Origin of the sequence: Bordetella saccharivorans (assembly GCF_045862855.1) — a bacterium.
GTDB classification, from domain to species: Bacteria; Pseudomonadota; Gammaproteobacteria; order Burkholderiales; family Burkholderiaceae_B; genus Bordetella_A; species Bordetella_A petrii_F.
In genome coordinates this window covers 3,439,947-3,464,593 of sequence record NZ_BAAFZO010000001.1, presented here as the reverse complement: position 1 = coordinate 3,464,593, position 24,647 = coordinate 3,439,947, and the positions used below count along the sequence as shown (strand labels likewise).

Annotated in this window: 17 protein-coding genes; 13 read left to right on the top strand and 4 right to left on the bottom strand. The window is 69.6% G+C overall.

What is annotated here, in order from left to right:
* The first annotated feature begins 23 nt into the window (after positions 1–23).
* Positions 24–1,211, top strand: a complete 1,188-nt coding sequence (locus tag ACKTT0_RS16580; RefSeq protein ID WP_407850912.1) for an epoxide hydrolase family protein — start codon at positions 24–26, stop codon at positions 1,209–1,211.
* Positions 1,212–1,310: 99 nt separating this feature from the next.
* On the opposite strand, the gene ACKTT0_RS16575 is transcribed toward ACKTT0_RS16580, so the two are convergent.
* Complete coding sequence (locus tag ACKTT0_RS16575; RefSeq protein WP_407850911.1) at positions 1,311–4,910, bottom strand: YhdP family protein; 3,600 nt, start codon at positions 4,908–4,910, stop codon at positions 1,311–1,313.
* Between the two features lie 80 nt (positions 4,911–4,990).
* On the opposite strand from ACKTT0_RS16575, the gene glnE reads away from it, so the two are divergent.
* Together glnE and ACKTT0_RS16565 are read left to right on the top strand one after the other, a co-directional pair.
* Positions 4,991–7,795, top strand: a complete 2,805-nt coding sequence (gene glnE / locus ACKTT0_RS16570; protein WP_407850910.1) for a bifunctional [glutamate--ammonia ligase]-adenylyl-L-tyrosine phosphorylase/[glutamate--ammonia-ligase] adenylyltransferase — start codon at positions 4,991–4,993, stop codon at positions 7,793–7,795.
* 35 nt (positions 7,796–7,830) lie between these two features.
* Positions 7,831–8,505: an epoxyqueuosine reductase QueH gene (locus tag ACKTT0_RS16565; protein WP_407850909.1), complete on the top strand. Its 675-nt coding sequence runs from the start codon at positions 7,831–7,833 to the stop codon at positions 8,503–8,505.
* Positions 8,506–8,525: 20 nt separating this feature from the next.
* Here ACKTT0_RS16565 and ACKTT0_RS16560 read toward each other — a convergent pair whose 3' ends face one another.
* Both ACKTT0_RS16560 and ACKTT0_RS16555 read right to left on the bottom strand, forming a co-directional pair.
* Positions 8,526–9,953, bottom strand: coding sequence for an FAD-binding oxidoreductase (locus ACKTT0_RS16560; protein WP_407850908.1), 1,428 nt, complete (start codon positions 9,951–9,953; stop codon positions 8,526–8,528).
* On the bottom strand, positions 9,943–10,623 hold the full coding sequence (locus ACKTT0_RS16555; RefSeq protein ID WP_407850907.1) for an aspartate/glutamate racemase family protein: 681 nt from the start codon (positions 10,621–10,623) through the stop codon (positions 9,943–9,945). The genes ACKTT0_RS16560 and ACKTT0_RS16555 overlap by 11 nt, the downstream gene beginning before the upstream one ends.
* Positions 10,624–10,775: 152 nt before the next feature.
* Between ACKTT0_RS16555 and ACKTT0_RS16550 the strand changes: the two genes are divergently transcribed.
* The 8 genes from ACKTT0_RS16550 (at position 10,776) to ACKTT0_RS16515 (ending at position 18,306) form a co-directional block, all read left to right on the top strand.
* Complete coding sequence (locus ACKTT0_RS16550) at positions 10,776–11,717, top strand: LysR substrate-binding domain-containing protein (RefSeq protein WP_407850906.1); 942 nt, start codon at positions 10,776–10,778, stop codon at positions 11,715–11,717.
* Positions 11,718–11,839: 122 nt separating this feature from the next.
* Entirely contained in the window at positions 11,840–12,766 is a 927-nt protein-coding gene (locus ACKTT0_RS16545; protein WP_249278484.1) for a dihydrodipicolinate synthase family protein, read from the top strand.
* 11 nt (positions 12,767–12,777) lie between these two features.
* On the top strand, positions 12,778–14,259 hold the full coding sequence (hydA, locus tag ACKTT0_RS16540) for a dihydropyrimidinase (RefSeq protein ID WP_407850905.1): 1,482 nt from the start codon (positions 12,778–12,780) through the stop codon (positions 14,257–14,259).
* 4 nt (positions 14,260–14,263) lie between these two features.
* Complete coding sequence (locus ACKTT0_RS16535) at positions 14,264–15,211, top strand: N-carbamoyl-D-amino-acid hydrolase (protein WP_407850904.1); 948 nt, start codon at positions 14,264–14,266, stop codon at positions 15,209–15,211.
* 10 nt (positions 15,212–15,221) lie between these two features.
* Positions 15,222–16,076, top strand: coding sequence for a transporter substrate-binding domain-containing protein (locus tag ACKTT0_RS16530; RefSeq protein WP_407850903.1), 855 nt, complete (start codon positions 15,222–15,224; stop codon positions 16,074–16,076).
* 51 nt (positions 16,077–16,127) lie between these two features.
* The gene (locus ACKTT0_RS16525; RefSeq protein WP_407850902.1) at positions 16,128–16,874 is read left to right on the top strand and encodes an amino acid ABC transporter ATP-binding protein; all 747 of its coding nucleotides are present in this window, start codon (positions 16,128–16,130) and stop codon (positions 16,872–16,874) included.
* 19 nt (positions 16,875–16,893) lie between these two features.
* Entirely contained in the window at positions 16,894–17,571 is a 678-nt protein-coding gene (locus ACKTT0_RS16520) for an amino acid ABC transporter permease (RefSeq protein WP_289784387.1), read from the top strand.
* A gap of 60 nt (positions 17,572–17,631) precedes the next feature.
* Positions 17,632–18,306, top strand: coding sequence for an amino acid ABC transporter permease (locus ACKTT0_RS16515; protein WP_407850901.1), 675 nt, complete (start codon positions 17,632–17,634; stop codon positions 18,304–18,306).
* A gap of 38 nt (positions 18,307–18,344) precedes the next feature.
* Here the strand turns inward: ACKTT0_RS16515 and hrpA are convergent, their stop codons facing one another.
* Complete coding sequence (hrpA, locus tag ACKTT0_RS16510; protein WP_407850900.1) at positions 18,345–22,226, bottom strand: ATP-dependent RNA helicase HrpA; 3,882 nt, start codon at positions 22,224–22,226, stop codon at positions 18,345–18,347.
* A gap of 79 nt (positions 22,227–22,305) precedes the next feature.
* Between hrpA and ACKTT0_RS16505 the strand changes: the two genes are divergently transcribed.
* On the top strand, positions 22,306–23,085 hold the full coding sequence (locus ACKTT0_RS16505; protein ID WP_407850899.1) for an SDR family oxidoreductase: 780 nt from the start codon (positions 22,306–22,308) through the stop codon (positions 23,083–23,085).
* 186 nt (positions 23,086–23,271) lie between these two features.
* Positions 23,272–24,630: an amino-acid N-acetyltransferase gene (argA, locus tag ACKTT0_RS16500; RefSeq protein ID WP_407850898.1), complete on the top strand. Its 1,359-nt coding sequence runs from the start codon at positions 23,272–23,274 to the stop codon at positions 24,628–24,630.
* Positions 24,631–24,647 lie beyond the last annotated feature (17 nt).

Sequence of the window (24,647 nt, the reverse complement as noted above, 5' to 3'; positions counted from 1 at the left end):
CTCCACGATAGCCTGGAGGTCCCATGCCCCATTCAAGCAGCGACATACAAGCGTTCGAAGCCCGCGCAACCGAGGCCGAGCTCGACGACATGCGCGCGCGCCTGGCCGCGGCGCGGCTGCCGGAAGCCGAGACGGTCCGGCGCGCCCCGCCCGGCCCGCGCCGCTGGGACCAGGGCGTCCCGCTCGCCGACCTCGTCGAGCTGGTGGACTACTGGCGCACCGGGTACGACTGGCGGCCGTTCGAGGCGCGCCTCGAACGGATCGGCCAGTTCCGCACGACCATCGACGGCCTGGGCATCCACTTCCTGCACCGCCGGTCCGGGCGCGCGGACGCCACGCCCCTGATCCTGACGCACGGCTGGCCGGGCAGCATCGCCGAGTTCGTCGACATCATCGACGAACTGGCGGACCCACCAGATGCCGGCGCGCCGGCGTTCCACGTCGTGGCGCCATCGCTGCCGGGCTTCGGCTACAGCGACAAGCCGGCCGCCACCGGATGGGGCACCGAAAAGATCGCCGCCGCATGGGTGGAGTTGATGGGCAGGCTCGGCTACGGCCGGTTCCTCGCCCACGGCGGCGACTGGGGAGGCGTGGTCACCACCATCCTCGGCGGCCGGTTTCCGGCGCATGTGCTCGGCATCCACTCGACGCTGGCGCAGGCGCCGCCCGGGCTGGCCATGGATGGCCTGACGTCGGCCGAGCGCAAGTGGGCCGAGGAAACCCGCCACTTCTGGCGCTACCGCGCCGCGTACGCGAAGCAGCAGGCGACCCGGCCACAGACCATCGGCTACTCGCTGGTCGACTCGCCGGTCGGGCTGCTGGCCTGGATCCTCGACAAATTCGCAGAGTGGACAGATACCGAGGACAGCCCGTTCGAGACGATATCCAGGGACCGCATCCTGGACGACGTCACCTTGTACTGGCTGACGCGCACCGGCGCATCCGCGGCCCGCATCTACTACGAAAGCCACGACTCGCTCGACCCCGCGCTGCGGGTCGACGTCCCGGCGGCCATCAGCGTGTATCCCCGCGACATCGAAAAATGCCCGCGCCCCTGGGCGCAAGAGCGGTACCGCCAGATCGTCCGATGGGGCACGCCCGCAAGCGGCGGACATTTCCCGTCGCTGGAGGTTCCCGCGTGCTTCGTCAAGGACCTGCAAGCAGGCCTCGCGGCGGTGCTGGCCGCCAACGGTGAACGCGGCCTGGGGTGAACGCGGCCTGGCGCTCGGTCACCGCCTGATCGGGCGGCGCGGCCCGCCGCGGCCGGCCGGTTGCGCCGGAACGGGCCGGCGGGATCCGGCAAGGCCCGCTCAATGCTCGATGTGGTCCTCGACCGGCTTGGGCGTATGCGTGGCCTTGGGCTCGACCGGCGCGAGCTTGGGCTCGTCCCACGATCCGGTGACGGTGTATTCCATGGCCATGGCGCGGGCCAGCGGCTGCTTCAGCAGCCATTGGGTCACGAAGGCGCCCAGGCCGATCAGCGGGTTGACCGCCAGCGCGGTGGCCACGGCCGCGCCGCTCGCATCCAGGTTGGGAATCACGACCGCTTTCAGGTCCCAGCGCTCGGCGATGATGGCGGTGTCGCCGGCCAGCACGATGGTGGCCACCGGGCCGTTGAGCTTGTAGCCCTCGGTGTGCAGAATGCCGCGGCTGAGCGCCATGTCGCCGCGGATGGTGTCGAACGGAAAGCCGTCGCGCAGCAGGTTGGCGGGGTTGAATTCCAGTTTGGCCAGGCGCTGCACCGATTGCAGCGACAACAGCTCCAGCAGCCGGGCGCTGCGGGAATTGACGTTCAGGAAGCGGCCGTTGTCCAGGCTGATGCGCGCCTGTCCGTCGATATTGGCGAGGTTGTGCGTCCAGGGCAGGTCGCGCCAGGTCAGCTTGCCATGCACCGAACCGCTGCCGCCGGCAACCATCTGCTTGTAGCCGATGCGGTCCATGAAGGCGCCCAGGTCCTTGAACTGGGCCGTGGCCTCGACCGACAGGCCGCGCTGTGCGCCGTCGAGCCGCCAGTTGCCCGACGCATCGAGGGTGGCGCTGTCGTTGGCAATGCGCAGCTTGTCCAGGCGCCACAACCGCCCCCGCTCGAGATTGGTGCCCAGCAGTTCCAGCGCGCCGACATCGTGGCCATAGAGGGAAAAATGCTCGGCGCGCAAATCGACGGCGGGAATGTCGGAAAGGTCGTCATCGGCCATGGGCGTGTCGTCGGCCGGCGCTTCCGATGAGTCCTCGCTGCCCAGCGCCAGGCGCGACAGCCGCGCCGTGACCTGGCCGGCGATCGCGCCCGACGCCTCCTGCCACGACAACGATCCGGCCGCCTGGCGTGATTGCAGGTCGACCTGCCAGTGCGCCGGCTGCGGCCGGGTGGCATGCAGCTTGAGTTCGTCGAGATCCCATCCCGCCACCCGCAGCCGCGCGGTTTCGAGGTCGATGCGGCTGAGTTCGGGCAACACGCCGCCGCCCTGCTTGCCGTCCGCGTGCGCGGACGCGGCGCTGTCGGCCACCGTTTCCCACGCATCCAGGTCCAGCTCGGGCGCGGCGATATCCACCGCCAGGCCGGCGGCGGGCAGCGCAGCCGGCCGGCCGATGCCCAGCGCGCCGCGCGGGAAATACGGGCCGTCGCGCGCACCGCGGTTGTGCTCCAGCAGCAGCGCCATGTCGCCCCCCAGGGAGACCGATAGCTGGTCGCGGCCGGCGGCGTCGGCGGCCGGGCCCCAGCGCGCCTTCAGCGGCCGCGCGGCGGCGCGATCCTTGCCCACCGGGGCCGGCAGATCGATGCCCAGGCCGGCCAGGTCGGATTCGACGGAAATATCCAGCGCCCCGCCGGCGCCGTACGAAAGCTGCCCGCGGTACGACGCCTGGCCGGAGAAACGCGCCAGGACGGGGCTGTTGGTGAGTTGCTTCAGGCCCGCCGCGGCCAGCGTGCCGTCGAAGCGCAGCGCATCGCCGCGCTGCTCCAGTTTGCCGGCGATACGCGCCGGTCCGCCCAGGAACTCGGTACGCACGCCGTCGGTGCGCACGCCCCGCTCGGAAAAATGCAGTTCCCCCTGCACCTGGCGCAGCTCGGGCATCTCCGGCACGAAGCGGAAAGTGTCGCCGCCGAACACGATGCGGCCGTCGACCTTGGTTTCCTCGGCATCCAGCAGCGGCACTTCCAGCTTCAGGGGCACTTGCCAGGACCCGCTGCCCTGCGCCTCGTCCAGGGCGCCGTCGAGCATGCGGCCCAGCGGGGAGTTGTCGACCAGCGCCAGATAGGCGGGCACCGGTCCCGACGTCGCGCCGTCGATGTACAGCGTGGCGCGCTCCTCCATGTTGGGGATGGATGCGGTGACCGCGCCCAGTTCCACCGTCTGCCCTTCGCCGGTGCGTATGATGGCGCCGTCAGGGCTGTCCACCGACAGGCTAACCTTGTCCACCGCGAAATTGCCCGCCAGGTTTTCCAGCCGCGGCCAGCCCTTGCGGTCGCCGCGCGCCGGCGCGTAATCGACGATGGCGCCGTCGTAGGCGCCGGCGATGCGGAACTGGCCGGTGTCGTCGGGCCGGCCGAAGGGAAAATCGTCGAGATCGCCCTTGACCGTGACCGAGGCGTCGCGCGCCTGGCCGGCCGGCAGGCCGCGCGCCAGCCACTCGCGGGCATCGGCATTGACGGTGAGCGGCAGGTATTTGTGAATGGCGGGCATGGCCGCGCGCGCCAGGTTGCCGCCGAAATCGGCGGTGCCGGCGGCGCTCCTGCCCTGCGCCGTCCAGCGGCCGTGCAGGCGCGCATCCAGGTCGGCATTGATGATATCGAGCTGGCGTACGTCCACCACCGCCGGCTGCTGCGCCGGGCGCCGCACGCTGGCGTCGACGCGTACCGTGTCGGCTTGCAGCAGCGCCGGGTCGAACAGCCCCGGCAGGTTGACGCGCAGGCCCGCCAGCTCGCCGCGCAGCGCCACGCCGGCGCCGTCGCCGCCGGGCGCCAGCGGGACATCGGCGAACTGCACCACCGCGCCCGGCGGCCCTTGTACGCGCAGCCTGCCCTCGTCCAGCCCGAACGCGGCGGCCCCGCCGTCGGCCTGCCAATGGACGCCGCGCACGGAGGCATCCACAGTCACATCCGTCACCGCGCCCTCGTCCAGGGTCAGCCAGGCCCGCGCCGCCGCCCGCCCGGCCACCGGCGGGGCCGCCAGCCAGGGCGCCCAGGCGGACGGTTCGGCATCGTTGATCTCCGCATACAACTCGCCGGTGAAGCGCTGCTGCCCGGCCAGCAGCGGATTGCGCGCGAAGCGACCGCGCAGCGACAGATCGCGCGCCAGGCCGGCGGGCGGCTCGGCGCTCAGGGCGAAGCGATGCGACAAGGCGCCGTTGTACAGGCGCAGGTTTACATTGCGCAGCGCGATATCGGGCGCGCCGCGCCGTTCGTCGCGCCAATGCAGCGTGGCGCCGACCAGCGCGATGTCGCGCTGCCCGGCCAGCCATTGCAGCAATCGCGGCGGGCGGTCGTCGCCGGCGGCGTCCAGGTCGACCGAACGGCCGGCGATCCACAAGCGGTTCTCGGCGTCGCGCCGCAGCAGCAGTTCCGGCCCCTCGATGCGCAGGCTGAGCAGCGCGGGCGAGAGCAAGGCGACGCTGCGCCAGCCCAGCACCGCCGAGACCGATGGCAAGGCCAGCACCGGCTCGGGCTGCGCGTCATGAATGGCCACGCCGGTAAGCGTCAGCCGCGGGTTCAGGCCGCGCCAGTCGGCCTCGATGCGGTCGATGGAGACCTGGGCCCCCAGTGCATCGCTGGCGTAGGCCTCGATGCGCGGACGCCACTGGTCGATGTTGGGCAGCACCCAGTACCGCAGCCCGAGCAGCAGGAGCGCCGCGACGATGTAGACGGCCAGCACGCTCCAGAGCAGACAGCGGATGACTTTGGCGGACAGGGACACGGATCAGTGGGCAGAGAAGGCGTCTTGGGGTATCGTCCCCTTATACCCGAAACGCGCTCTCCCGTCTGCCTGTCCGCATCATGCCCGCTTCCCTGCTCGCCCCCTCCCTGGCCTGGTCCGGCTACCTGCGCCGCCGCGTCGACGCTCACCCCGACCTGGCCGCCTGGCTGGAAACCGCCGCGCGCCATCCGGTCACGCCCAACGCGCTGGCATCCTGGCACGCCGAGCTGGCTGGCGCCGGCGCGCCGGAGGTGCTGCCGGTGCCGCTGTGCCGGGAAACCTTGCGCAAATTGCGCGAACGGACCTTCGCCGCCCTGATGGTGCGCGACCTGGCCGGCCTGGCCGACCTGGAGGAAGTGGGCGGCGCCATGACGGCCCTGGCCGACCTCGCCGTGGCCAGCGCCTACCGCAGCGTGGCCGCCGAACTCGCCGCCGTGCACGGCATCCCGCGCGACCCGGCCACCAGCGCGCCCCAGGAAATGCTGATCGTCGGCATGGGCAAGCTGGGCGGCGGCGAGCTCAATGTATCGTCCGACATCGACCTGGTCATGCTATATGGCGAAGAAGGCGAGACCGACGGGCCGCGCCGCATCAGCCACCATGAGTTCTACGGGCGCCTGACGCGGCGCATGATGCCGGTGCTGTCCGAAGCCGACGAACACGGACAGGTATTTCGCACCGACCTGCGGCTGCGCCCCGATGGCGACGCCGGCCCGCCGGCCTGGAGCCTGGACGCGTTCGAGCACTACCTGGTGGCCCAGGGCCGCGAATGGGAACGCTATGCCTGGCTGAAGGCGCGGCTGATCCCGGCGCAGGCCTTCCCCGACAGCGACGCCGCCCCGCAGGCGCGGCACCTGGAAAGCCTGCGCATCCCGTTCGTCTACCGCAAATACTTCGACTTCGACGCGCTGGCCTCGCTGCGGGCGCTGCGCGAGCGCATCCGCCAGGACTGGCAGCGGCGCGCGCTGGCGCGCAACGGCGTGGACAGCGCCAACAACATCAAATTGGGCGACGGCGGCATCCGCGAGATCGAATTCGTGGTGCAGCTATTCCAGCTGGTGCGCGGCGGCCGCATGCCGGCGCTGCAGCGGCGCGGCCTGCTGCAGGCCCTGCATGCGGAACGCGCGGCCGGCCTCGTCAGCGCCGACGACGCGCAGCGCCTGGAACAGGCCTACCGGTTCTTGCGCCGCGTCGAACATGCGCTGCAATACCGCGAAGACGAACAGACCCATCTATTGCCCGGCGACCCCGCCCAGCGCGCGCAACTGGGCGCCGCGCTCGGGCTGGAGGCCGGCGAATTCGAGCGCACGCTGGCCGGGCACCGCGCCTTTGTTTCGCAGATGTTCCGCAATGCCTTCCGGCTGGCCGGCATGGGCGACGCAGACGACAACGGCACGCCGTCGATGGCGGTGGCAGCCGCGGCGGGCGCCAATGGCGATGCCGAGAGCCAGTTGGCCGAACAGATCCGCCAGGCCTACGGCGATGCCGCCGACGACCTGCTGCGCCGCGCCGAATCGCTGCTGGACAGCCACCGCGTGCGCAGCCTGCCCGAAAGCAGCCGGCGCCGCCTGGAAGCCCTGTTGCCGGCGGCCCTGGCGGCCGCGCGCCAGACCGGCGCGCCCGCGCAGGCCGCCGTGCGCCTGCTCGACCTGATCGAGACCATTGCACAGCGCAGCGCCTACCTGGCCCTGCTGGCGGAATTCCCCGATACCCTGGCGCGGGTGGCCCGCATGGTGGCCGCCAGCCCCTGGGCGGCCCAGTACCTGACCCAGCATCCGCTGCTGCTCGACAGCCTGATCGACTGGCGCACGCTGTTCGAGCCGCTCGATTTCGCGCAGATGGCGCGGCAGTTGGCGGCCGACCTGGACGCCTGCCGGCTGGCCGACGGCGAGCCGGACATCGAACGCCAGATGAACCTGATGCGCGATGTGCAGCGCCAGGCCAGTTTCCAGCTGTTGGCGCAAGACCTGGAAGGCGAGCTCACGGTCGAGAAACTGGCCGACCAGCTCTCGGCGCTGGCCGACATGCTGCTGGCCGAGACGGTGCGGCGCGTCTGGCCGTTGGTGAACAAGCTGTCCGGCGCCGAACCGCGCTTCGCGGTCATCGCCTACGGCAAGCTGGGCGGCAAGGAGCTCGGCTACGCCTCCGACCTGGACCTGGTGTTCCTGTTCGACGACCCGCGCGAGGACGCGGCCGAGGTCTATGCCAAGCTCGGCCGCCGCATGACCTCCTGGCTGTCCACCATGACCTCGTCCGGGCGGCTGTACGAGACCGACCTGCGCCTGCGCCCCGATGGCGAGGCCGGCCTGCTGGCGGTTTCGGTCGAGGCTTTCGAGCAATACCAGCTCAAGCACGCCTGGCCCTGGGAACACCAGGCGCTGACGCGGGCCCGCTATGCGGCCGGCGACACCACGGTGGGCGCGCGCTTCGAGCGCATCCGCGCCGAAGTGCTGGTGCAGCCGCGCGACACGGCCGCGCTGCGCCAGGAAGTGCTGGCCATGCGCGACAAGATCAGCGCCGGCCATCCGAACCACAGCGGCGACTTCGACCTGAAGCACGACCGCGGCGGCATGGTGGACGTGGAATTCGTCACCCAGTACCTGGTGCTGTGCCATGCCGGCACGCACCGCGTGCTGGTCAACAACCTGGGCAACATCGCCCTGCTGCGCCTGGCCGGCGAGGCCGGGCTGATTCCCGCCGAGCTGGCGCAGCGGGCCGGCGACGCCTACCGCACGCTGCGGCGCACCCAGCACCAGTTGCGCCTGCAGGGCACCGAAAAGGCGCGGGTGCCGCAGGACCAGTTGGTCGACGAGCGCGCGGCGGTCGACGCGCTGTGGCGCGCGGTGCTGGGAGACAACCCGGCGGCGGCGCCCAACCCGGCGTAAAATAAGGGTTTTTACCGCTGCAATACTGCTTCGCCATGTCCGAATTCATGCGCCCCAAACTCGAACTGCCCACCGGCCGCCGCAAGGTGCTGCTGCATTCGTGCTGCGCGCCCTGTTCCGGCGAGGTCATGGAAGCCATGCAGGCCTCCGGCATCGACTATTCCATCTTCTTCTACAACCCGAACATCCATCCGGTCAAAGAGTACGAGATCCGCAAGCAGGAGAACATCCGCTTCGCCGAACAGCACGGCATCGAGTTCATCGACGCCGACTACGACATGGACAACTGGTTCGAGCGGGTCAAGGGGCTGGAAAACGAACCCGAGCGCGGCGAGCGCTGCACGGTGTGCTTCGACATGCGGTTCGAGCGCACCGCGCTGTACGCGCACGAGCACGGCTTCGACACCATCACCAGCTCGCTGGGCATCTCGCGCTGGAAGGACATGAACCAGATCAACGGCTGCGGCGAGCGCGCGGCGGCCCGCTACGACGACCTGGTCTACTGGACCTACAACTGGCGCAAGGGCGGCGGCTCGCAGCGCATGATCGAGATCAGCAAGCGCGAGAACTTCTACCAGCAGGAATACTGCGGCTGCGTGTATTCGCTGCGCGACACCAACCGCCACCGCCGCTCGCAGGGCCGCGACCGCATCCACATCGGCGTGAAGTTCTACGGCAAGGACGAACTGGTCGACAAGACCACGCTGTAGCCGCGCGGCGACAGGCCGGGCTACAGCAGCTTGCCCGGATTCATCAGGTGGTTCGGGTCCAGCGCCCGCTTGATCATCCACATCAGGTCCATTTCCACCGGCGACTTGTAGCGCCGCAGTTCGTCGCGGCGCAATTGCCCCACGCCGTGCTCGGCGCTGATGCTGCCGTCGAGCTGCGCCACCAGGTCGTGCACCCGGCGGTTCAGGGCGGCAGTCAGCCGCGCGTATTCGGGCGCCGCCACGTCCGGCGGCAGCAGCACGTTGTAATGCAGGTTGCCGTCGCCGATGTGGCCGAAGTTCACCACCGGCAGCGCGGGAAATTCCGCCGCCAGCGCCGCGCCCGCCTCTTCCACGAAAGCGGCCAGGCGCGACACCGGCAAGGCGATGTCGTGCTTGACCGCCTTGCCGGCGCGCACTTGCGCTTGCGAGATGCCCTCGCGCAGCCGCCACATCGCCCGCGCCTGCGTTTCATTCATCGCGATGGCGCAGTCCTGCAGCAGGCCTTCCGCCAGCGCCGCGCCGGCCGCCTGCTCCATCAGGACCGGCAGGCCGGCCGGTTCGGTGTCGGTCAATTCGAACAGCACGTAGTACGGGTGGCGGCCGGCCAGCGGGCTGGCGGCGCCGCTGACGTGCGCCAGGACCAGCTCCAGGCAGTTGGCCGACATCATCTCGAATGCGGTCAGGCGTTCGCCGCAGGCCGCCTGCAGGCGGGTCAGCAACTGCACCAGCGCCGGCAGCGTGGCCGCGCCGGCCCAGGCCGTGGCGCGCCCGGCCGCCGCCGGATACAGCTTCAGCACGGCGCCGGTGATGATGCCCAGCGTGCCTTCCGAGCCGATGAACAGGCTGGTCAGGTCATAGCCGGTGTTGTCCTTGCGCAGGCCGCGCAGCCCGTTCCAGATACGGCCATCGGGCAGCACCACCTCCAGCCCCAACGCCAGGTCGCGCGCGTTGCCGTAGCGCAGCACCGCCGTGCCGCCGGCATTGGTGGCCAGGTTGCCGCCGATGGTGCAACTGCCTTCCGCGCCCAGGCTCAGCGGGAAGAACCGGCCGGCGGCGCGGGCGGCTTCCTGCACCTCGGCCAGCAGCACGCCGGCATCGGCGCACAGGGTATTGTTGACCGGGTCGACCTCGCGGATGCGCTTCATGCGATTCAGGCTCAGGATCACCTGGGCGCCGCTGCCGTCCGGCGTGGCGCCGCCGCTCATGCCGGTGTTGCCGCCCTGCGGCACCACCGGCGTGCGGGTCTGGTGGCACAACTGCATCACCGCCGACACTTGCGCGGCGTTGCGCGGCCGTGCCACCACCGCCGTGCTGCCCTGCCACTTGCCGAGCCAGTCGCGCACGTAGGCTGCCTGGCCCTCGGCATCCAGCACCAGCCCGTCCTCGCCCACCAGATGCGTCAGGCGCTCTATCAGCTCCGGAATGCGCATGGCGGCCTCAGGCGCCATGCCAGTTGAGCCGGATGCGGCCGATGGCCATCGCGGCGGCCGCCTGGGTCGGCTCGACCACCGGCACGCCCAGTTGTTCCTGCAGCCAGCCGCGGTACGCCGCCATGCCGGCGCAGCCCAGCACCAGCACGTCGGCCTGGTGCTCGTCGCGCAGGCGCCGCCCCACCTGCAACAGGCGCTCGCGCGTGCGCGCCGCGTCGGATAGCTCCACCACGCCCAGGTCCAGCGGCAATTCGGCCGCCACCCGCCCGGCCAGCCCCATGGCGCCGAACATGCGGCCATGGCGGGCCAGCGATTGGCGCAGGATGGCGATGACGCCCACGCGCTGCCCCAGCGTGAGGGCGGTCAGCATGCCGGACTCGCTGATCCCCAGGACGGGCTTGGCGGTCGCCTCGCGCACCGCGTGCAGCCCGGGATCGCTGAAGCAGGCGATCACGTAGCCGGCAGCCGCCGCGCCATGCCTGGCGTCCAGCTCGCGCACCAGGCGTACCAGCGGCAGCGTCACGCTTTCCACGTCCAGCTGGGTCTGCACGCCGGCCGGCCCCTCGGCCAGCGTCAGGCACTGGATGCGCGGACCGTCGCCCATGCGCAGCGGGTCCAGGGCGGCGTCGAACGCATCCGTCACCGCCTGGGTGGAATTGGGATTGATGACAAACAGGGTCTGTTCCATTCGACTGTCCTCGACGGGGCGCATCGGCCAGTCGGCCGCGTTGCGTACGGCAAGCAGTCTAGCCGTGCCGGCCGATAAGCAAGTATTGTCGATTTGTGCGACACCCTTAACCCTTTGTTATGTAGCATTCGGCCCAGGGAGGCCCACCCGTCATGCAATTGAATCTCCGGCAGATCGAAGTCTTTCGCGCTGTCATGACCACCGGTTCGATCAGCGGCGCCGCCAAATTGCTGTTCGTCTCGCAACCCGCGGTCAGCCGCCTGCTCTCGCATACCGAGCAGCGGCTGGGGTTCACCCTGTTCGAGCGGATCAAGGGACGCCTCTATCCGACGCCCGAGTCGCGCCAGCTGTTCCGCGAGGTCGAGGCCGTGTACGCCGGCGTGCGGCGCGTCGGCGCGCTGGCCTCGGAACTGGCCGAGCGGCGCAGCGGCATCCTGCACCTGGTGTCCAGCCCCAGCATCGGGCACATGCTCATCCCGCTGTCGATCGCGCGTTTTCGCGCCACCCACCCCGACGTCAAGGTCACGTTCCAGCCGCTGACCTACCAGCCGCTGACGCAGATGCTGCTGGACAATCACGCCGAGCTCGGCGTGGTCATCCTGCCGGTGCAACACCCCAACCTGCTGTCGCAGCCGGTCGGCCAGGCGCGCCTGGTGTGCATCTGCCCCTACAACCATCCGCTGGCGCACCGTTCGCTGCTGTCGATCGCCGACATGCAGCCGTATCCGCTGATCTCGTACGGCACTCACACGCCATTCGGCACGCTGGTCGAGGAAATGTACCGGGAGGCCGGCCATACGCGCCGCCTGGCGGTGGAAGTCAGTTCGCCGCAGAACGCCTGCTCGCTGGTGCAGGCCGGCGCCGGCATCGCCATCGTCGACGAGTTCTCCGTCAAGAGCCGCGGCTCGGGCGACCTGGTGGTGCGGCCCATCGACCAGGCCAAGATTCTCACCGCCAATTTGGTGCAATCGCGCTTCGAGCCCTTGTCGCAGCTGGCGCAGGATTTCGTCGACGCGCTGCGCCGCACCCTGCGCGAGCAGGGCTTCGAGTTGACGGAGCCAATGCGGGAAAGCCCTGCCAAGGGTAAACCTTGACTTAACAGGCTGTTATACAAAGGCAATAAAAAAGCAAGTGGAGGTCTAAAACTTCCGCATTAGGATGACATCCGAAACGCAGTTGCCGATTTCGGTTTTCCACGCATCCTGATGGAGAGATGATGGCCGCCATACCCGACGCCCAGGGCGTCTTCACCATTTGCCCGACGCCCTTCGACGATGCGCTGGCGGTGGACACCGACAGCATCCGCTCGCTGGTCGACTTCCTGCTCGAGACCGGCGTCACCGGCCTGGCCATCCTGGGCTTCCTGGGCGAGCTGCACAAGCTGTCGAGCGCCGAACGCCGGCAGGTGCTGGAAACCTTCGTCAAGCATACCGACGGCCGGGTGCCGGTCTGGGTCGGCGTGCGCGCCCACGGCATCGCTGGCGCCATCGAGCAGGCGCGCGAGGCGCAGGACCTGGGCGCCGACGCGGTGTTCGCCGCCCCGCTGGACAACGCCGGCGACGCACTGCTGTTCGACTATTACAAGGCGGTCGCCGACGCGGTGAAGATTCCCGTGGTGATCCACGATTTTCCCGACTCGTTCGGCACCGAGATCCGCCCCGAAGTCGTGGCGCGGCTCGGCCGCGAAGGCGGCGTGCACATGATCAAGATGGAAGAGCCGCCGGTGGCGCAGAAGATCAGCCGCATCCGCGAGCTGGCCGGCGACGAGGCAATGAAAATCTTCGGCGGCCTGGGCGGCGTGTACTTCCTGGAAGAACTGCAGCGCGGCGCCGTCGGCACCATGACGGGCTTCGCTTTCCCGGAGATCCTGGTGGCCATCTACGAGCGCTATGCCAGCGGCGACCACGCCGGCGCGGCGGCGGTGTTCGACCGCTACTGCCCGCTGATCCGCTACGAATTCCAGCCCAAGATCGGCCTGGCGCTGCGCAAGTACGTCTACCAGCGCCGCGGCGCCATCAAGAGCCACGCCCTGCGCGCCCCGGGCATGCGCATCGACCCGGCGACCGCCGCCGAACTGGAGGCCACCGTGCGCCGCGTCGGCCTGGCGCTGGCGGCCGGCGGCCGCCAGGACATCTCGGCCTGAGGGCGGCAGCCATGACCGACACGCCCTTCGACCTGACCATCCGCAACGGCCGCATCAGCACGGCCAGCGACACCTTCCACGCCGACATCGGCGTGCGCGACGGCGTGATCGCGGCGCTCGGCCCGGGCCTGCCGGCCGGCCGCCGCGACATCGATGCGGCGGGCCGCTGGGTGCTGCCCGGCGGCATCGACAGCCACTGCCATGTCGAGCAGCTGTCGGGCATGGGCATCATGTGCGCCGACGATTTCTACAGCGCCACCGTGTCGGCGGCGTTCGGCGGCACCACCTGCATCATCCCGTTCGCGGCCCAGCATCGCGGCGACGCGCTGCCCGACGTGGTGGCCGACTACGCGCGGCGCGCCGCCGAGAAGGCGGTGATCGACTACGGCTTCCACCTGATCCTGTCCGACCCCACCGAACAGGCCTTGCAGCGCGACCTGCCGGAGCTGATCAAGAACGGCATCACCTCGTTCAAGGTCTTCATGACCTACGACCGCATGAAGCTGGACGACTACCAGCTGCTGGACGTGCTGGAAGTGGCCGACCGCGAGGGCGCCCTGGTCATGGTCCACGCCGAGAACAACGACATGATCCGCTGGGTGGCGCGGCGCCTGGTCGAGCGCGGCATGACCGCGCCCAAGTACCACGCGGTGGCCCACACGCCGCTGGCCGAGAGCGAGGCTACCCATCGTGCCGTGGCGCTGGCGCGCATGATGGACGTGCCGATCCTGATCGTGCACGTGGCGGGCCTGGAAGCCGTCCAGGTCGTGCATTCTTCGCAGGCCCTGGGGCTGCCGATCCACGCCGAGAGCTGCCCGCAGTATCTGTTCCTGGAAGCCGGCGACATCGACCTGCCCGGCCTGGAAGGCGCCAAGTACTGCTGCAGCCCGCCGCCGCGCGACGCGGCCTCGCAGCAGGCGGTGTGGCAAGGACTGACGGACGGCACCCTGCAGCTGTATTCCTCCGATCACGCCCCCTATCGCTACGACGCCAGCGGCAAGCTGCCCAAGGGCGACCAGACCACCTTCAAGGACGTCGCCAATGGCGTGCCCGGGCTGGAAGTGCGCATGCCGCTGCTGTTCTCCGAAGGCGTGCTGGCCGGACGCATCTCCATCGAGCGCTTCGTGGCGCTGACCGCCACCAACCACGCGCGCACCTATGGCCTGTATCCCAGGAAAGGCACTATCGCGGTGGGGGCCGACGCCGACCTTGCCGTATGGAACCCCGAGCGCGAAGTCACGATCTCCACGGACATGCTGCACGACAACGTCGGCTATACGCCGTACGAAGGCAAGACCGTGCGCGGCTGGCCCGAAGTGGTGGTCAGCCGCGGCCGGGTCGCCGTCGAGGATGGCGAACTGCGGGTCGAGCGCGGCAGCGGCCGGTTCCTGGCGCGCGGCACGCCCGAGCCGGTATTGCGCCAGCGCCTGAACGGCAACCCCAACGCGCTGGTGCGCAAGTACTTCACGAACAGCCTGCCCAGGCAAGGATGAATCCATGAGCAAACGTCCCTTCGGCCTGGCGGTCGCCCAGATGGGGCCGGTCCAGCCCCAGGAATCGCGCAGCCAGACCGTCGCCCGGCTGCTGGCGATGATGCGCGAAGCCCATGCGCGCGGCGCCCGCCTGGTGGTGTTCCCCGAGCTGGCCCTGACCACTTTCTTCCCGCGCTACTGGATGAGCGAGGAAGAGGCGATGGAACGCTATTTCGAGAAAGAGATGCCGGGCCCGCAGACCCGCATCCTGTTCGAGACCGCGCGCGGGCTCGGCATCGGCTTTTACCTGGGCTATGCCGAGATCGCCGCCGACGGCCGGCGCTTCAACACCAGCATCCTGGTCGACGCGGAAGGCCGCATCGTCGGGCGCTATCGCAAGATCCACCTGCCGGGCCACAGCGACCACAAGCCGCAGGCGCCGTTCCAGCACCTGGAGAAGAAATTCTTCGAAGTGGGCAATGAAGGCTTCAACGTCTGGGAGACGATGAATACCCGCATCGGCATGTGCCTGTGCAACGACCGCCGCTGGACCGAAACCTGGCGCGTGATGGCGCTGCAGGGCGCCGAGATCGTCGCGCTCGGCTACAACACGCCGTCGGTGAACATCCACTGGAACGAGCCGAGCCACTTGCGCATGTTCCACCATCTGCTCAGCCTGCAGGCGGCCGCCTACCAGAATGCGGTATGGGTGGCGGCGGCCGGCAAGGCCGGCATCGAGGACGGCAGCCACCTGATCGCCGGGTCGGCCATCGTCGCGCCGACCGGCGAGATCGTGGCGCTGGCGCAAAGCGAGGAAGACGAGGTGATCGTCTGCCAGGCCGACCTGGCGCTGGCGGACACGTTCAAGCAGCACATCTTCAACTTCGCCGCCCATCGCCGGCCCGAGCATTACGGCCTGATCCTCGAGCGCACGGGCGCCGGCCCGGCGCTGGGCAGCGCCCCTCTTCCGTAAAGGACCCGACATGAACCGCCTTACCCGCACCCTGACACTGGCCGGCCGCTGCGGCCTGATGCTCTGGCTGGCCGTCGCCGGCCATGCCCATGCCGAACGCCCGCTGACCAGCGGCGTCGACGCCACCTTCGCGCCGCATGCCATGCCGAAACTGGGCGGCGGCCTGGACGGCTTCAACATCGAGCTGGGCCAGGCGCTGGCCAAGCAGCTGGGCACCACCATCAACATCGAAGGCACGGAGTACGCCGCGCTGATCCCCGGGCTGAACGCCAGGAAATACGATTTTGTGCTGGCGCCCACCACCGCCACCGAAGAGCGCGCCCGCGCGCTGCTGTTTTCCGAGGGCTACCTGAACACCGACTACACCTTCGTGGTGCCCAAGCAGGCCGCCGACATCGGCGGGCTGGGCGACCTCAAGGGCAAGAAGCTGGCGGTGAACAAGGGCTCGGCCTACGAGCACTGGGCGCGCGACAACGCGCAGAAGTACGGGTTCACCTATGACGTGTACGCCTCCAACGCAGATGCGATACAGGCCGTGCAGGCCGGCCGCGCCGACGCCAACCTGGCCGGCAATACCGTGTCGGCCTGGGTCGCCAAGCAGAATCCGGCGGTGCGCACCACCTACACCATCGAAACCGGCCTGGTCTGGGCGCTGGCGTTCCGGCTGGACGACAAGGCGGGCCGCGATCGCGTTTCCATGGCGCTGAAATGCCTCAAGCAGGACGGCACCGTCGCCAAGCTGGCGCAGAAATGGTTCGGCTTTACGCCGGCGCCCGGCTCGGCGGCCGTGACCGTGGCGCCCGGCCAGGGCGTGCCGGGCCTGCCCGGCTACGACGCCACGCCGGTCGAGTTGCGCTGCAACTAGCACGGGCGCGCGGCTGCGCCGCGCCCCCCCTGTCATCGCGAGGAACATTGCATGGACGAACCGATCCTGAAGATCGCCGGCCTGTACAAGGCCTATGGCGACAACCCGGTCCTCAAGGGCATCGACCTGGACGTCGCCAAGGGCGAGCTGGTCTTCATGATCGGCCCGTCCGGCTCCGGCAAGAGCAGCCTGCTGCGCTGCTGCAACCGGCTCGAAGAGCCGACGGCCGGCACCATCCATGTCGACGGCGACGAGATCACCGCCGCCGGCGCCGAGCTGAACCGCATCCGCCAGAACATCGGCATGGTGTTCCAGCACTTCAATCTGTACCGCCACATGTCCGTGCTGTCGAACATCACGCTGGCGCTGCGCAAGGTGCAGAAGCTGCCGCGCGCCGAGGCCGACCGGCGCGGCCTGGAGGCGCTCGAGCGGGTCGGGCTGGCCGACAAGGCGGCCGCCTATCCCGATCAGTTGTCGGGCGGCCAGCAGCAGCGCGTCGGCATCGCCCGCTCGCTGGCGCTGCGGCCCAAGGTGGTGTTGTTCGACGAACCCACCAGCGCGCTCGACCCGGAACTGGTGGGCAGCGTGCTCAACGTGATGCGCGAGCTCAAGCAGGACGGCATGACCATGATGGTGGTCAGCCACGAGATGGGCTTCGCCAAGGCGGCGGCGGACCGGGTGGTCTTCATGGACGGCGGCGTGATCGTCGAACAAGGCACGCCGCAGCAGGTCTTCAACCACCCCAGCCAGCCGCGCACCCAGGCTTTCCTGGCGCGCATGGCCGAACACGCCGCTTGACGCGGCCGCGACGACACCGATGGATCTCAACGCGCTGCTGTTCTCCTTCTTCAATGCCGAAATCGCCTGGCGCTACCTGCCCGACATCCTGGCGGGCATGTGGGTGACCCTGCAACTGGGCCTGGCGGTCGCCGTCACCGGCGTGCTGCTCGGCCTGGCGCTGGCCGTGCTGCGCGCCGCGCGCATCGGGCCGCTCAGCTTCCTGATCGTGTGCTTCGCCGACATCCTGCGCGCCCTGCCGCCGCTGGTGGTGATCATGATGCTGTTCTTCGCCTTTCCGTACATCAACCTGGCCATGTCGGCCTTCACCGCCTGCTGGCTGTCGCTATCGCTGGTGCTGGCCGCCTTTGCCGAGGAGATCTTCTGGGCCGGCATCCTGTCGGTGCCGCGCGGCCAGGGCGAGGCGGCCCGCTCCACCGGGCTGAACTGGCTGCAAAGCATGGCCTACGTGATCATGCCGCAGGCCCTGCGCCTGACGGTCGCGCCGCTCACCAACCGCGTCATCGCCATCACCAAGAGCACGGCGCTGGGTTCCGTGGTCGGCCTGAGCGAAGTCCTGAACAACGCCCAATCGGCCAGCAGCAACGCGGGCAACGCCACGCCGCTGACCCTGGCGGCGGTGGCCAGCCTGCTGATCTTCGTGCCGGTCGTGCTGCTGGGCCGCTGGACCGAGACCCGCTTCAAATGGAAGCACTGATACCAATACCGGCCGGCCGCCGCGCCGCGGCGGCGCGCTGCACGGCCCGGGGGAAACGGCATGGATGAAATCCTGCAGAATTTCTTCAACCTGAATGTCTACAAGAACGTCGCGCCCTACCTGCTGCAGGGCCTGGGCCGCACGCTGCTGCTGTCGGCCCTGGTCATTCCGGTGGGCCTGGTCTCGGGCCTGCTGATCGGCGTGCTGTCGATCACCCTCAAGCGCCGCTGGGCGCGCCTGCTGCTGGCGATCTACATCGATTTCTTCCGCGCCCTGCCGCCGCTGGTGCTGCTGATCTTCATCTACTTCGGCTCGCCCTTCCTGGGGCTCGAATTGCCCAAGCTGCTGGCGGTGGCGATCGGCTTCATGCTGAACAACTCCTCCTATTACGGCGAAGTGTTCCGCGCCGGCCTGGAAAGCGTGCCGCGCGGCCAGATCGAGGCGGCCCGCTCCACCGGGCTGTCGAGCTGGCAGGCGCTCTGGTATGTGCAGATTCCGCAGGCCGCCCGCAATGTCATGCCGGACCTGATCAGCAATACGCTGGAGGTGGTCAAGCTGACCACGCTGGCCAGCGCCGTGGCGCTGCCCGAGCTGCTGCGCGTGGCGCGCGACGCGCAATCGCTGGTGTACAACCCCTCGCCCATCATGCTGGCGGCGCTGTTCTACCTGGCCTTGCTGTGGCCGGTGGTGCGCCTGCTGAGCCGGCTGGAGCACCGGCAATTGCCCGCGCGATGAGCGGCGCGGGCAATGCGGGGCCCTTGGGGTCAACGGCCTTAGCGCCGCATCGACTCCCAGGCTTTGGCCAGCCGCTTGACCGACACCGGCATGGGCGTGCGCAGTTCCTGGGCGAACAGCGCCACCCGCAGTTCTTCCAGCAGCCAGCGGAACTCGTCCAGGCGCGGGTCCGGGGCGCCTTTCAGGGCGGCGCGGGCGCGTTGGTACTGGGTCAGCAGCGGCGCCATCTCGGCCATCAGCCGCGCATCGCGCGCCGGATCGGCGCGCAGCTTGTCGATGCGCGCCACCGCCGCCTTCAGGTAGCGGGGAAAATGCGCCAGCTGCGCATGCGGCGTATCGCGCACGAACCACTTGGGCATGAGCGCGCCGATCTGCTGCTGCAGGTCGGCGTAGGCGGCCGCATGCGGCTTGGCCTGCGGCAGCTTGCGCTGCAGGGCGGCGTACTCCGCCAGCACCGCGTGCGCCAGCCGCGCCGCTTCCTGGGCCAGCAGGCCCAGGCGGCCCTTGCCTTCCTGGCGGCGCGCCTCGAAGGCCTCGGCGTCGGCCGGCCAGGGCTCGGCCAGGCAGGCTTGCGCCAGCGCGCAATCGATGATCTGGTCGCGCAACTCCTCCTGCGTGCCCAGGTTCATGTAGAACATGCTCATCTTGGTCAGGTCGGGCAGGTTCTTCTCGAGGAACTTCACCTGCTCGCGCAAGCCCAGCCGGAACAGCTTCAGCAGCCCAGCGCGATGATGCCGGCGCGCCTCGTCGGGGTCGTCGAACACGTCCAGGTCGCAATGCGCGCCCCGGTCGACCAGCGCCGGGTAGCCGATCACCGACTGGCCCTTGCGCTTGATTTCCATGATCTCCGGCAGCGGGCCGAACGACCACGACGTGAGGTTCTCGTGCGCCAGCGCCTGCGCGACCTCGGTGTCGCGCACCGCCAGTTGCTGGAAGGTGGCCTGCGCCTGCTTGCCGAATTCGGCCTTGAGCTGCGCCAGGTTGCGGCCGGCCGCCAGCATGCGCCCGTGCTCGTCCACCACCTTGAAATTCATGGACAAGTGGGCCGGCAGGGTTTCCTGCTTGAAATCGCCCGGCGCGGGGCGCACCTGCACCTGCTCCCACATGTCGGCGATCAGCGCGTCGACCAGGCCGCGCTGCGGGTCGGCCAGCCGCTCGAACCAGCGCTCATAAAAGCCCGCGGCATAGTCGGGCAGCGGCACGCAGTGGCGCCGCAGCTTCTGCGGCAGGGATTTGAGCAGCAGATGCACCTTTTCCTTGAGCATGCCGGGCACCAGCCATTCGCAGCGCGCCGGGTCGATCTGGTTCAGCGCGAACAGCGGCACCGACAGCGTCACGCCGTCGCGCGGCGAGCCCGGCTCGAAATGGTAGTCCAGCGGCATGGTCACGCCCTGCCACTCGACCTGCTTGGGGAACACGTCGGTGGTGACCCCGGCGGCCTCGTGCCGCATCAGCTCGTCGCGCGTCAGCAGCAGCGCGGCGGCGGCCTGCTTGTCCAGGCCATGCACCCATTTTTCCAGCGTGGCGGTCTGCGAAATGCCGTCGGGCAACTGCCGGTCGTAGAACGCGTAGATCAGCGCGTTGTCGACCAGGATGTCCGGCCGGCGCGCCTGGTGCTCGAGCTTCTCGATGCCGGCGATCAGCTTGCGGTTGTGCGCCACGAACGGCAGCCGCGTGTCGATCTCGCCCGGCACCAGGGCCTCGCGGATGAACAGCTCGCGCGCATGCTGCGGGTTGACGCGCCCGTAGTGGACGCGGCGGCCGGCATAGACCACCAGCCCGTAGAGCGTGGCGCGTTCGTTGGCCACCACCTGCCCGGCCTTCTTTTCCCAGCGCGGATCGGACCAGCTGCGGCGCAGCAGGTGCGCGGCCACCCGCTCGAGCCAGGTCGGCTCGATGCGCGCCACGCAGCGTGCGTACAGGCGCGTGGTCTCGACCAGCTCGGCCGCCACGATCCAGCGGCCGCCCTTCTTGGCCAGGCGCGAGCCCGGATGGATGTGGAAGCGGATGTCGCGCGCGCCGCGGTACATGCCGCCCTCGTCGCCCTTGAAGCCGATATTGCCCAGCAGGCCCGACAGCAGCGCCAGGTGCAGCTGCTCGTAGGTGGCCTCGGCCTGGTTGACGCGCCAGCCCTGCTCGCCCACCAGCGCGGCGAGCTGGGTATGTACGTCATGCCATTCGCGCAGCCGGACGGGCGACAGGAAATTCTGGCGCAGCAGCGCCACCAGCTTGCGCTGCGACGCCTTGTGCTGCACCTGTTCGCCGTACCAGCGCCACAGCTTCAAGAAGGAGATGAATTCGGATTTGTCGTCGGCGAACTTGGCATGCGCGGCCTCGGCGGCCTCGCGTTCTGCCATGGGACGGTCGCGCGGGTCCTGTACCGACAGGGCCGCGGCGATGACCAGCATCTCGGCCAGGCACTGCTGTTCGCGGGCGGCCAGGATCATGCGGCCGATGCGCGGGTCGACCGGCAGCTTGGCCAGCTCGTGGCCGGTGCGCGTCAGGACGAAGGCAGCGCCGGTGCGCGCGCCCTCGCCGTCCCCGGTATCCTCGTCTGGCGCGGCCAGCTCGATCGCGCCCAGTTCCTGCAACAGGTGATAGCCGTCGGCGATGGCGCGCCCCGGCGGAGCCTCGACGAAAGGAAACTGCTCGATGTCGTCCAGCTTCAGCGACTTCATGCGCAGGATCACCGACGCCAGCGAGGAGCGCAGCACCTCCGGATCGGTGAACGGCGCGCGCGCGTTGAAGTCGGCTTCGTCGTACAGGCGGATGCACACGCCCGGACCCACGCGCCCGCAGCGCCCGGCGCGCTGGTTGGCCGAGGCGCGGCTGATGGGCTCGATGCGCAGCTGCTCGACCTTGTTGCGCCACGAGTAGCGCTTGATGCGCGCCAGGCCGCTGTCGACCACGAAGCGGATGCCGGGCACGGTCAGCGACGTCTCGGCCACGTTGGTGGCCAGCACCACGCGCCGCGCATTGCCGCGCGGATGGAAGATCTGTTCCTGCTCGGCCTGCGACAGGCGCGCGTACAGCGGCAGTATCCCGGTGCCGGCCGGATGATGCTTGCGCAGCGCCTCGGCCGCTTCGCGGATCTCGCGCTCGCCGGGCAGGAACACCAGCACGTCGCCCGGGCCATGGCGGGCGCATTCGTCGACCGCGTCGACGATGGCGTCGATCAGGTCGCGCTCCTCGTCGCCGGCCAGGCGCTCGCGGTTCGGCCGCGCCCCGCTGGCGGCGCCGTCCTCGGCGTCGTCCTGGCGCACCGGCCGGTAGCGCACTTCGACCGGATACAGCCGGCCCGACACTTCGATGACCGGCGCCGGCGCGTCCTCCGCGGCGGCGAAATGGCGCGCGAAGCGCTCGGCGTCGATGGTGGCCGACGTGATGATGAGTTTCAGGTCGGGCCGCCGCGGCAGCAACTGCTTCAGGTAGCCCAGCAGGAAGTCGATGTTCAGGCTGCGCTCGTGCGCCTCGTCGATGATGATGGTGTCGTAGCGGCGCAGCAGCGGGTCGCGCTGCGACTCGGCCAGCAGGATGCCATCGGTCATCAGCTTGACCGAGGCGTTGGGGCCGGTGCGGTCATTGAAGCGCACCTGGTAGCCCACCACCTCGCCCAGCACCGTGTTCAGCTCTTCGGCGATGCGCCTGGCCACCGACGTGGCGGCCAGCCGGCGCGGCTGCGTATGGCCGATCATGCGCTGGCGGCCGCGCCCGAGCTCCAGGCAGATCTTGGGCAACTGGGTGGTCTTGCCGGAGCCGGTCTCGCCGCTGACGATCACCACCTGGTGCGCGGCGATGGCGCGCGCGATCTCGCCGCGCCGCGCGCTGACGGGCAGGTCTTCGGGATAGGCGATGGCGGGAATGGGCCGCTCCGGGCGCGGCGCGGCGCCGCGCGCGGGCGGTCGGGAGACTTCAGGCATTGGGTGCGTTCTATTCTATGAGCACCTATTATAAAAATTTGTGATCTCGCCGCAGCGGCGGCCCAACTGGAGGATAGCGATGGATCTGGGTATCGAGGGCAAGCGCGCCCTGGTGTGCGCATCGAGCAAGGGGCTGGGGCGCGCCTGCGCCCTGTCGCTGGCGCGCGAGGGCGCCGAGGTGACCATGCTGGCGCGCGGCCAGGAAGCGCTGGAGGCGGCCGCCGCCGCCATCCGCGCGGAGACCGGCGCGCGCGTGACGACCGTGGCCGCCGACATCACTACGCCGGCGGGCCGGGCCGCCGCGCTGGCGGCCTGCCCCGCCCCCGACATCCTGGTCACCAACGCCGGCGGCCCCAAGCCCGGCGACTTCCGCGACTGGTCGCGCGACGACTGGGTGGCGGCGCTGGATGCCAACATGCTGACGCCCATCGAACTGATCCGCGCCACGGTGGACAAGATGATCGAACGCCGCTTCGGACGCATCGTCAACATCACCTCCGCCGCGGTCAAGATGCCGATCGACATCCTGGGCCTGTCCAACGGCGCGCGCACCGGCCTGACCGGCTTCGTCGCCGGGCTGGCGCGCCAGGTGGCGGCGCACAACGTCACCATCAACAACCTGCTGCCCGGCCCCTTCGCCACTGATCGGCTGGCCCAGACGGCCGCCAAGACCGCCCAGGACACCGGCCGCAGCGTCGCCGACGTGATGGCCGCGCGGCAGGCCGGCATCCCGGCGCGGCGCTTCGGCGACCCGGCCGAATTCGGCGATGCCTGCGCGTTCCTGTGCAGCGCCCAGGCCGGCTTCATGACCGGCCAGAACCTGGTGCTGGACGGCGGCCTGTACCCCGGCACCCTGTAGGGCCTGCTCACGCTAAAAGGAGCGCCGGCGGGCCCGCCAGTGTTGCGCGCACGCCCGCCCACGCCGGAACGGCGCGGGCAAACCGGGCGCGCAGTCCTATAATTTCCGCGAGCGCCGCGTACCGCGGCGCCGGCCGCGCCCGTGGGGCGCGCCCACCGACTGCTCAGGAAGCCCTTCCGCCACATCATGCCCGACCTGGAACCCGACACCGTTTCCGCCCAAGATGCCCCCGAATTCGCCCCCGCGCAATTCGTCCGATGGTTCCGCGAAGTCGCCCCCTACGTACATGCCTTCCGCGGCAAGACCTTCGTGGTGGCGTTCGGCGGCGAGCTGGTGCAGGCCGGCGCCCTCAACGCACTGGTGCAGGACCTGTCCCTGTTGTCGGCGCTGGGCGTGCGGCTGGTGCTGGTGCACGGTTCGCGTCCACAGGTCAACGAGCAGTTGCGCCTGAAAGGCTACACGCAGCAGTTCGACCGCGGCCTGGCGCCCACCGACCCGGCGGCGCTGGAATGCGCCAAGGAAGCGGCCGGCGAGATCCGCCTGGACATCGAGGCCGCCTTCAGCCAGGGCCTGCCCAATACGCCTATGTCGCATTCGCACATCCGGGTCATCTCGGGCAATTTCGTCACCGCCCGGCCAACCGGGGTGGTGGACGGCATCGACTACAAGCATACCGGCCAGGTCCGCAAGATCGACGTCGACGCGCTGAAGTTCGCCATCGAGAAAGGCTCGTCGGTGGTGCTGCTGTCGCCGCTCGGCTTTTCCCCGACCGGCGACGCTTTCAACCTGGCCATGGAAGAACTCGCCACCAGCGTCGCCGTGGCGCTGCGCGCCGAGAAGCTGATCTTCCTGTCCGGCTCGCCCGGCGTGCTGCTGCCCGATGGTTCGGTGGACACCGAACTGGCGCGGATCGACGCCGACGCGCTGCTGCAGCAGGGCGACCTGGACGAGGACACGGCCTTCTTCCTGCGCCATGCCTCGCTGGCGGTCAAGCGCGGGGTCGCGCGGGCCCACGTGGTGCCGTATGCGCTGGACGGCAGCGTGCTGCTGGAGATCTTCACCCACGACGGCGTGGGCACCATGGTGGTCGAAGACACCCTGGACGACCTGCGTCCCGCCACCCTGGACGATGTCGGCGCCATCCTGAGCCTGATCGAGCCGCTCGAGGCCGACGGCACCCTGGTGCCGCGTCCGCGCAGCGTGATCGAGCGCGAAGTCGAGCGCTTCACCGTGCTGGAGCACGACGGCGTCATCTACGGCTGCGCCGCGCTGCATCCCTACCCCGACGAGCACATGGCGGAAATGGCCTGCCTGATCGTGCATCCCGAATGGCAGGGTTCCGGCGAGGGCGAGCTGCTGCTGCGCCACATGGAATCGCGCGCGCGCGCCATCGGCGCGCGGCGCCTGTTCGTGCTCACCACCCGCACGTCGCACTGGTTCATGAAGCGCGGCTTCGTGCCGGGCGGCATCGCCGACCTGCCGCGCGAGAAGCAGAACAACTACAACCGCTCGCGCAACAGCCTGGTTTTCATCAAGAAACTCTGAGCGGGCCAGGGTTTGTA

Bases quoted from the DNA above. Each gene is read 5' to 3' on its own strand.
- ACKTT0_RS16520 (WP_289784387.1), top strand. From the start codon at position 16,894: ATGGATCTCAACGCGCTGCTGTTCTCCTTCTTCAATGCCGAAATCGCC.
- hrpA (WP_407850900.1), bottom strand. From the start codon at position 22,226: ATGCCTGAAGTCTCCCGACCGCCCGCGCGCGGCGCCGCGCCGCGCCCG.
- ACKTT0_RS16530 (WP_407850903.1), top strand. From the start codon at position 15,222: ATGAACCGCCTTACCCGCACCCTGACACTGGCCGGCCGCTGCGGCCTG.
- ACKTT0_RS16545 (WP_249278484.1), top strand. From the start codon at position 11,840: ATGGCCGCCATACCCGACGCCCAGGGCGTCTTCACCATTTGCCCGACG.
- ACKTT0_RS16555 (WP_407850907.1), bottom strand. From the start codon at position 10,623: ATGGAACAGACCCTGTTTGTCATCAATCCCAATTCCACCCAGGCGGTG.
- ACKTT0_RS16525 (WP_407850902.1), top strand. From the start codon at position 16,128: ATGGACGAACCGATCCTGAAGATCGCCGGCCTGTACAAGGCCTATGGC.
- argA (WP_407850898.1), top strand. From the start codon at position 23,272: ATGCCCGACCTGGAACCCGACACCGTTTCCGCCCAAGATGCCCCCGAA.
- ACKTT0_RS16505 (WP_407850899.1), top strand. From the start codon at position 22,306: ATGGATCTGGGTATCGAGGGCAAGCGCGCCCTGGTGTGCGCATCGAGC.
- ACKTT0_RS16515 (WP_407850901.1), top strand. From the start codon at position 17,632: ATGGATGAAATCCTGCAGAATTTCTTCAACCTGAATGTCTACAAGAAC.
- hydA (WP_407850905.1), top strand. From the start codon at position 12,778: ATGACCGACACGCCCTTCGACCTGACCATCCGCAACGGCCGCATCAGC.
- ACKTT0_RS16550 (WP_407850906.1), top strand. From the start codon at position 10,776: ATGCAATTGAATCTCCGGCAGATCGAAGTCTTTCGCGCTGTCATGACC.
- ACKTT0_RS16535 (WP_407850904.1), top strand. From the start codon at position 14,264: ATGAGCAAACGTCCCTTCGGCCTGGCGGTCGCCCAGATGGGGCCGGTC.
- ACKTT0_RS16560 (WP_407850908.1), bottom strand. From the start codon at position 9,953: ATGGCGCCTGAGGCCGCCATGCGCATTCCGGAGCTGATAGAGCGCCTG.
- glnE (WP_407850910.1), top strand. From the start codon at position 4,991: ATGCCCGCTTCCCTGCTCGCCCCCTCCCTGGCCTGGTCCGGCTACCTG.
- ACKTT0_RS16565 (WP_407850909.1), top strand. From the start codon at position 7,831: ATGTCCGAATTCATGCGCCCCAAACTCGAACTGCCCACCGGCCGCCGC.
- ACKTT0_RS16580 (WP_407850912.1), top strand. From the start codon at position 24: ATGCCCCATTCAAGCAGCGACATACAAGCGTTCGAAGCCCGCGCAACC.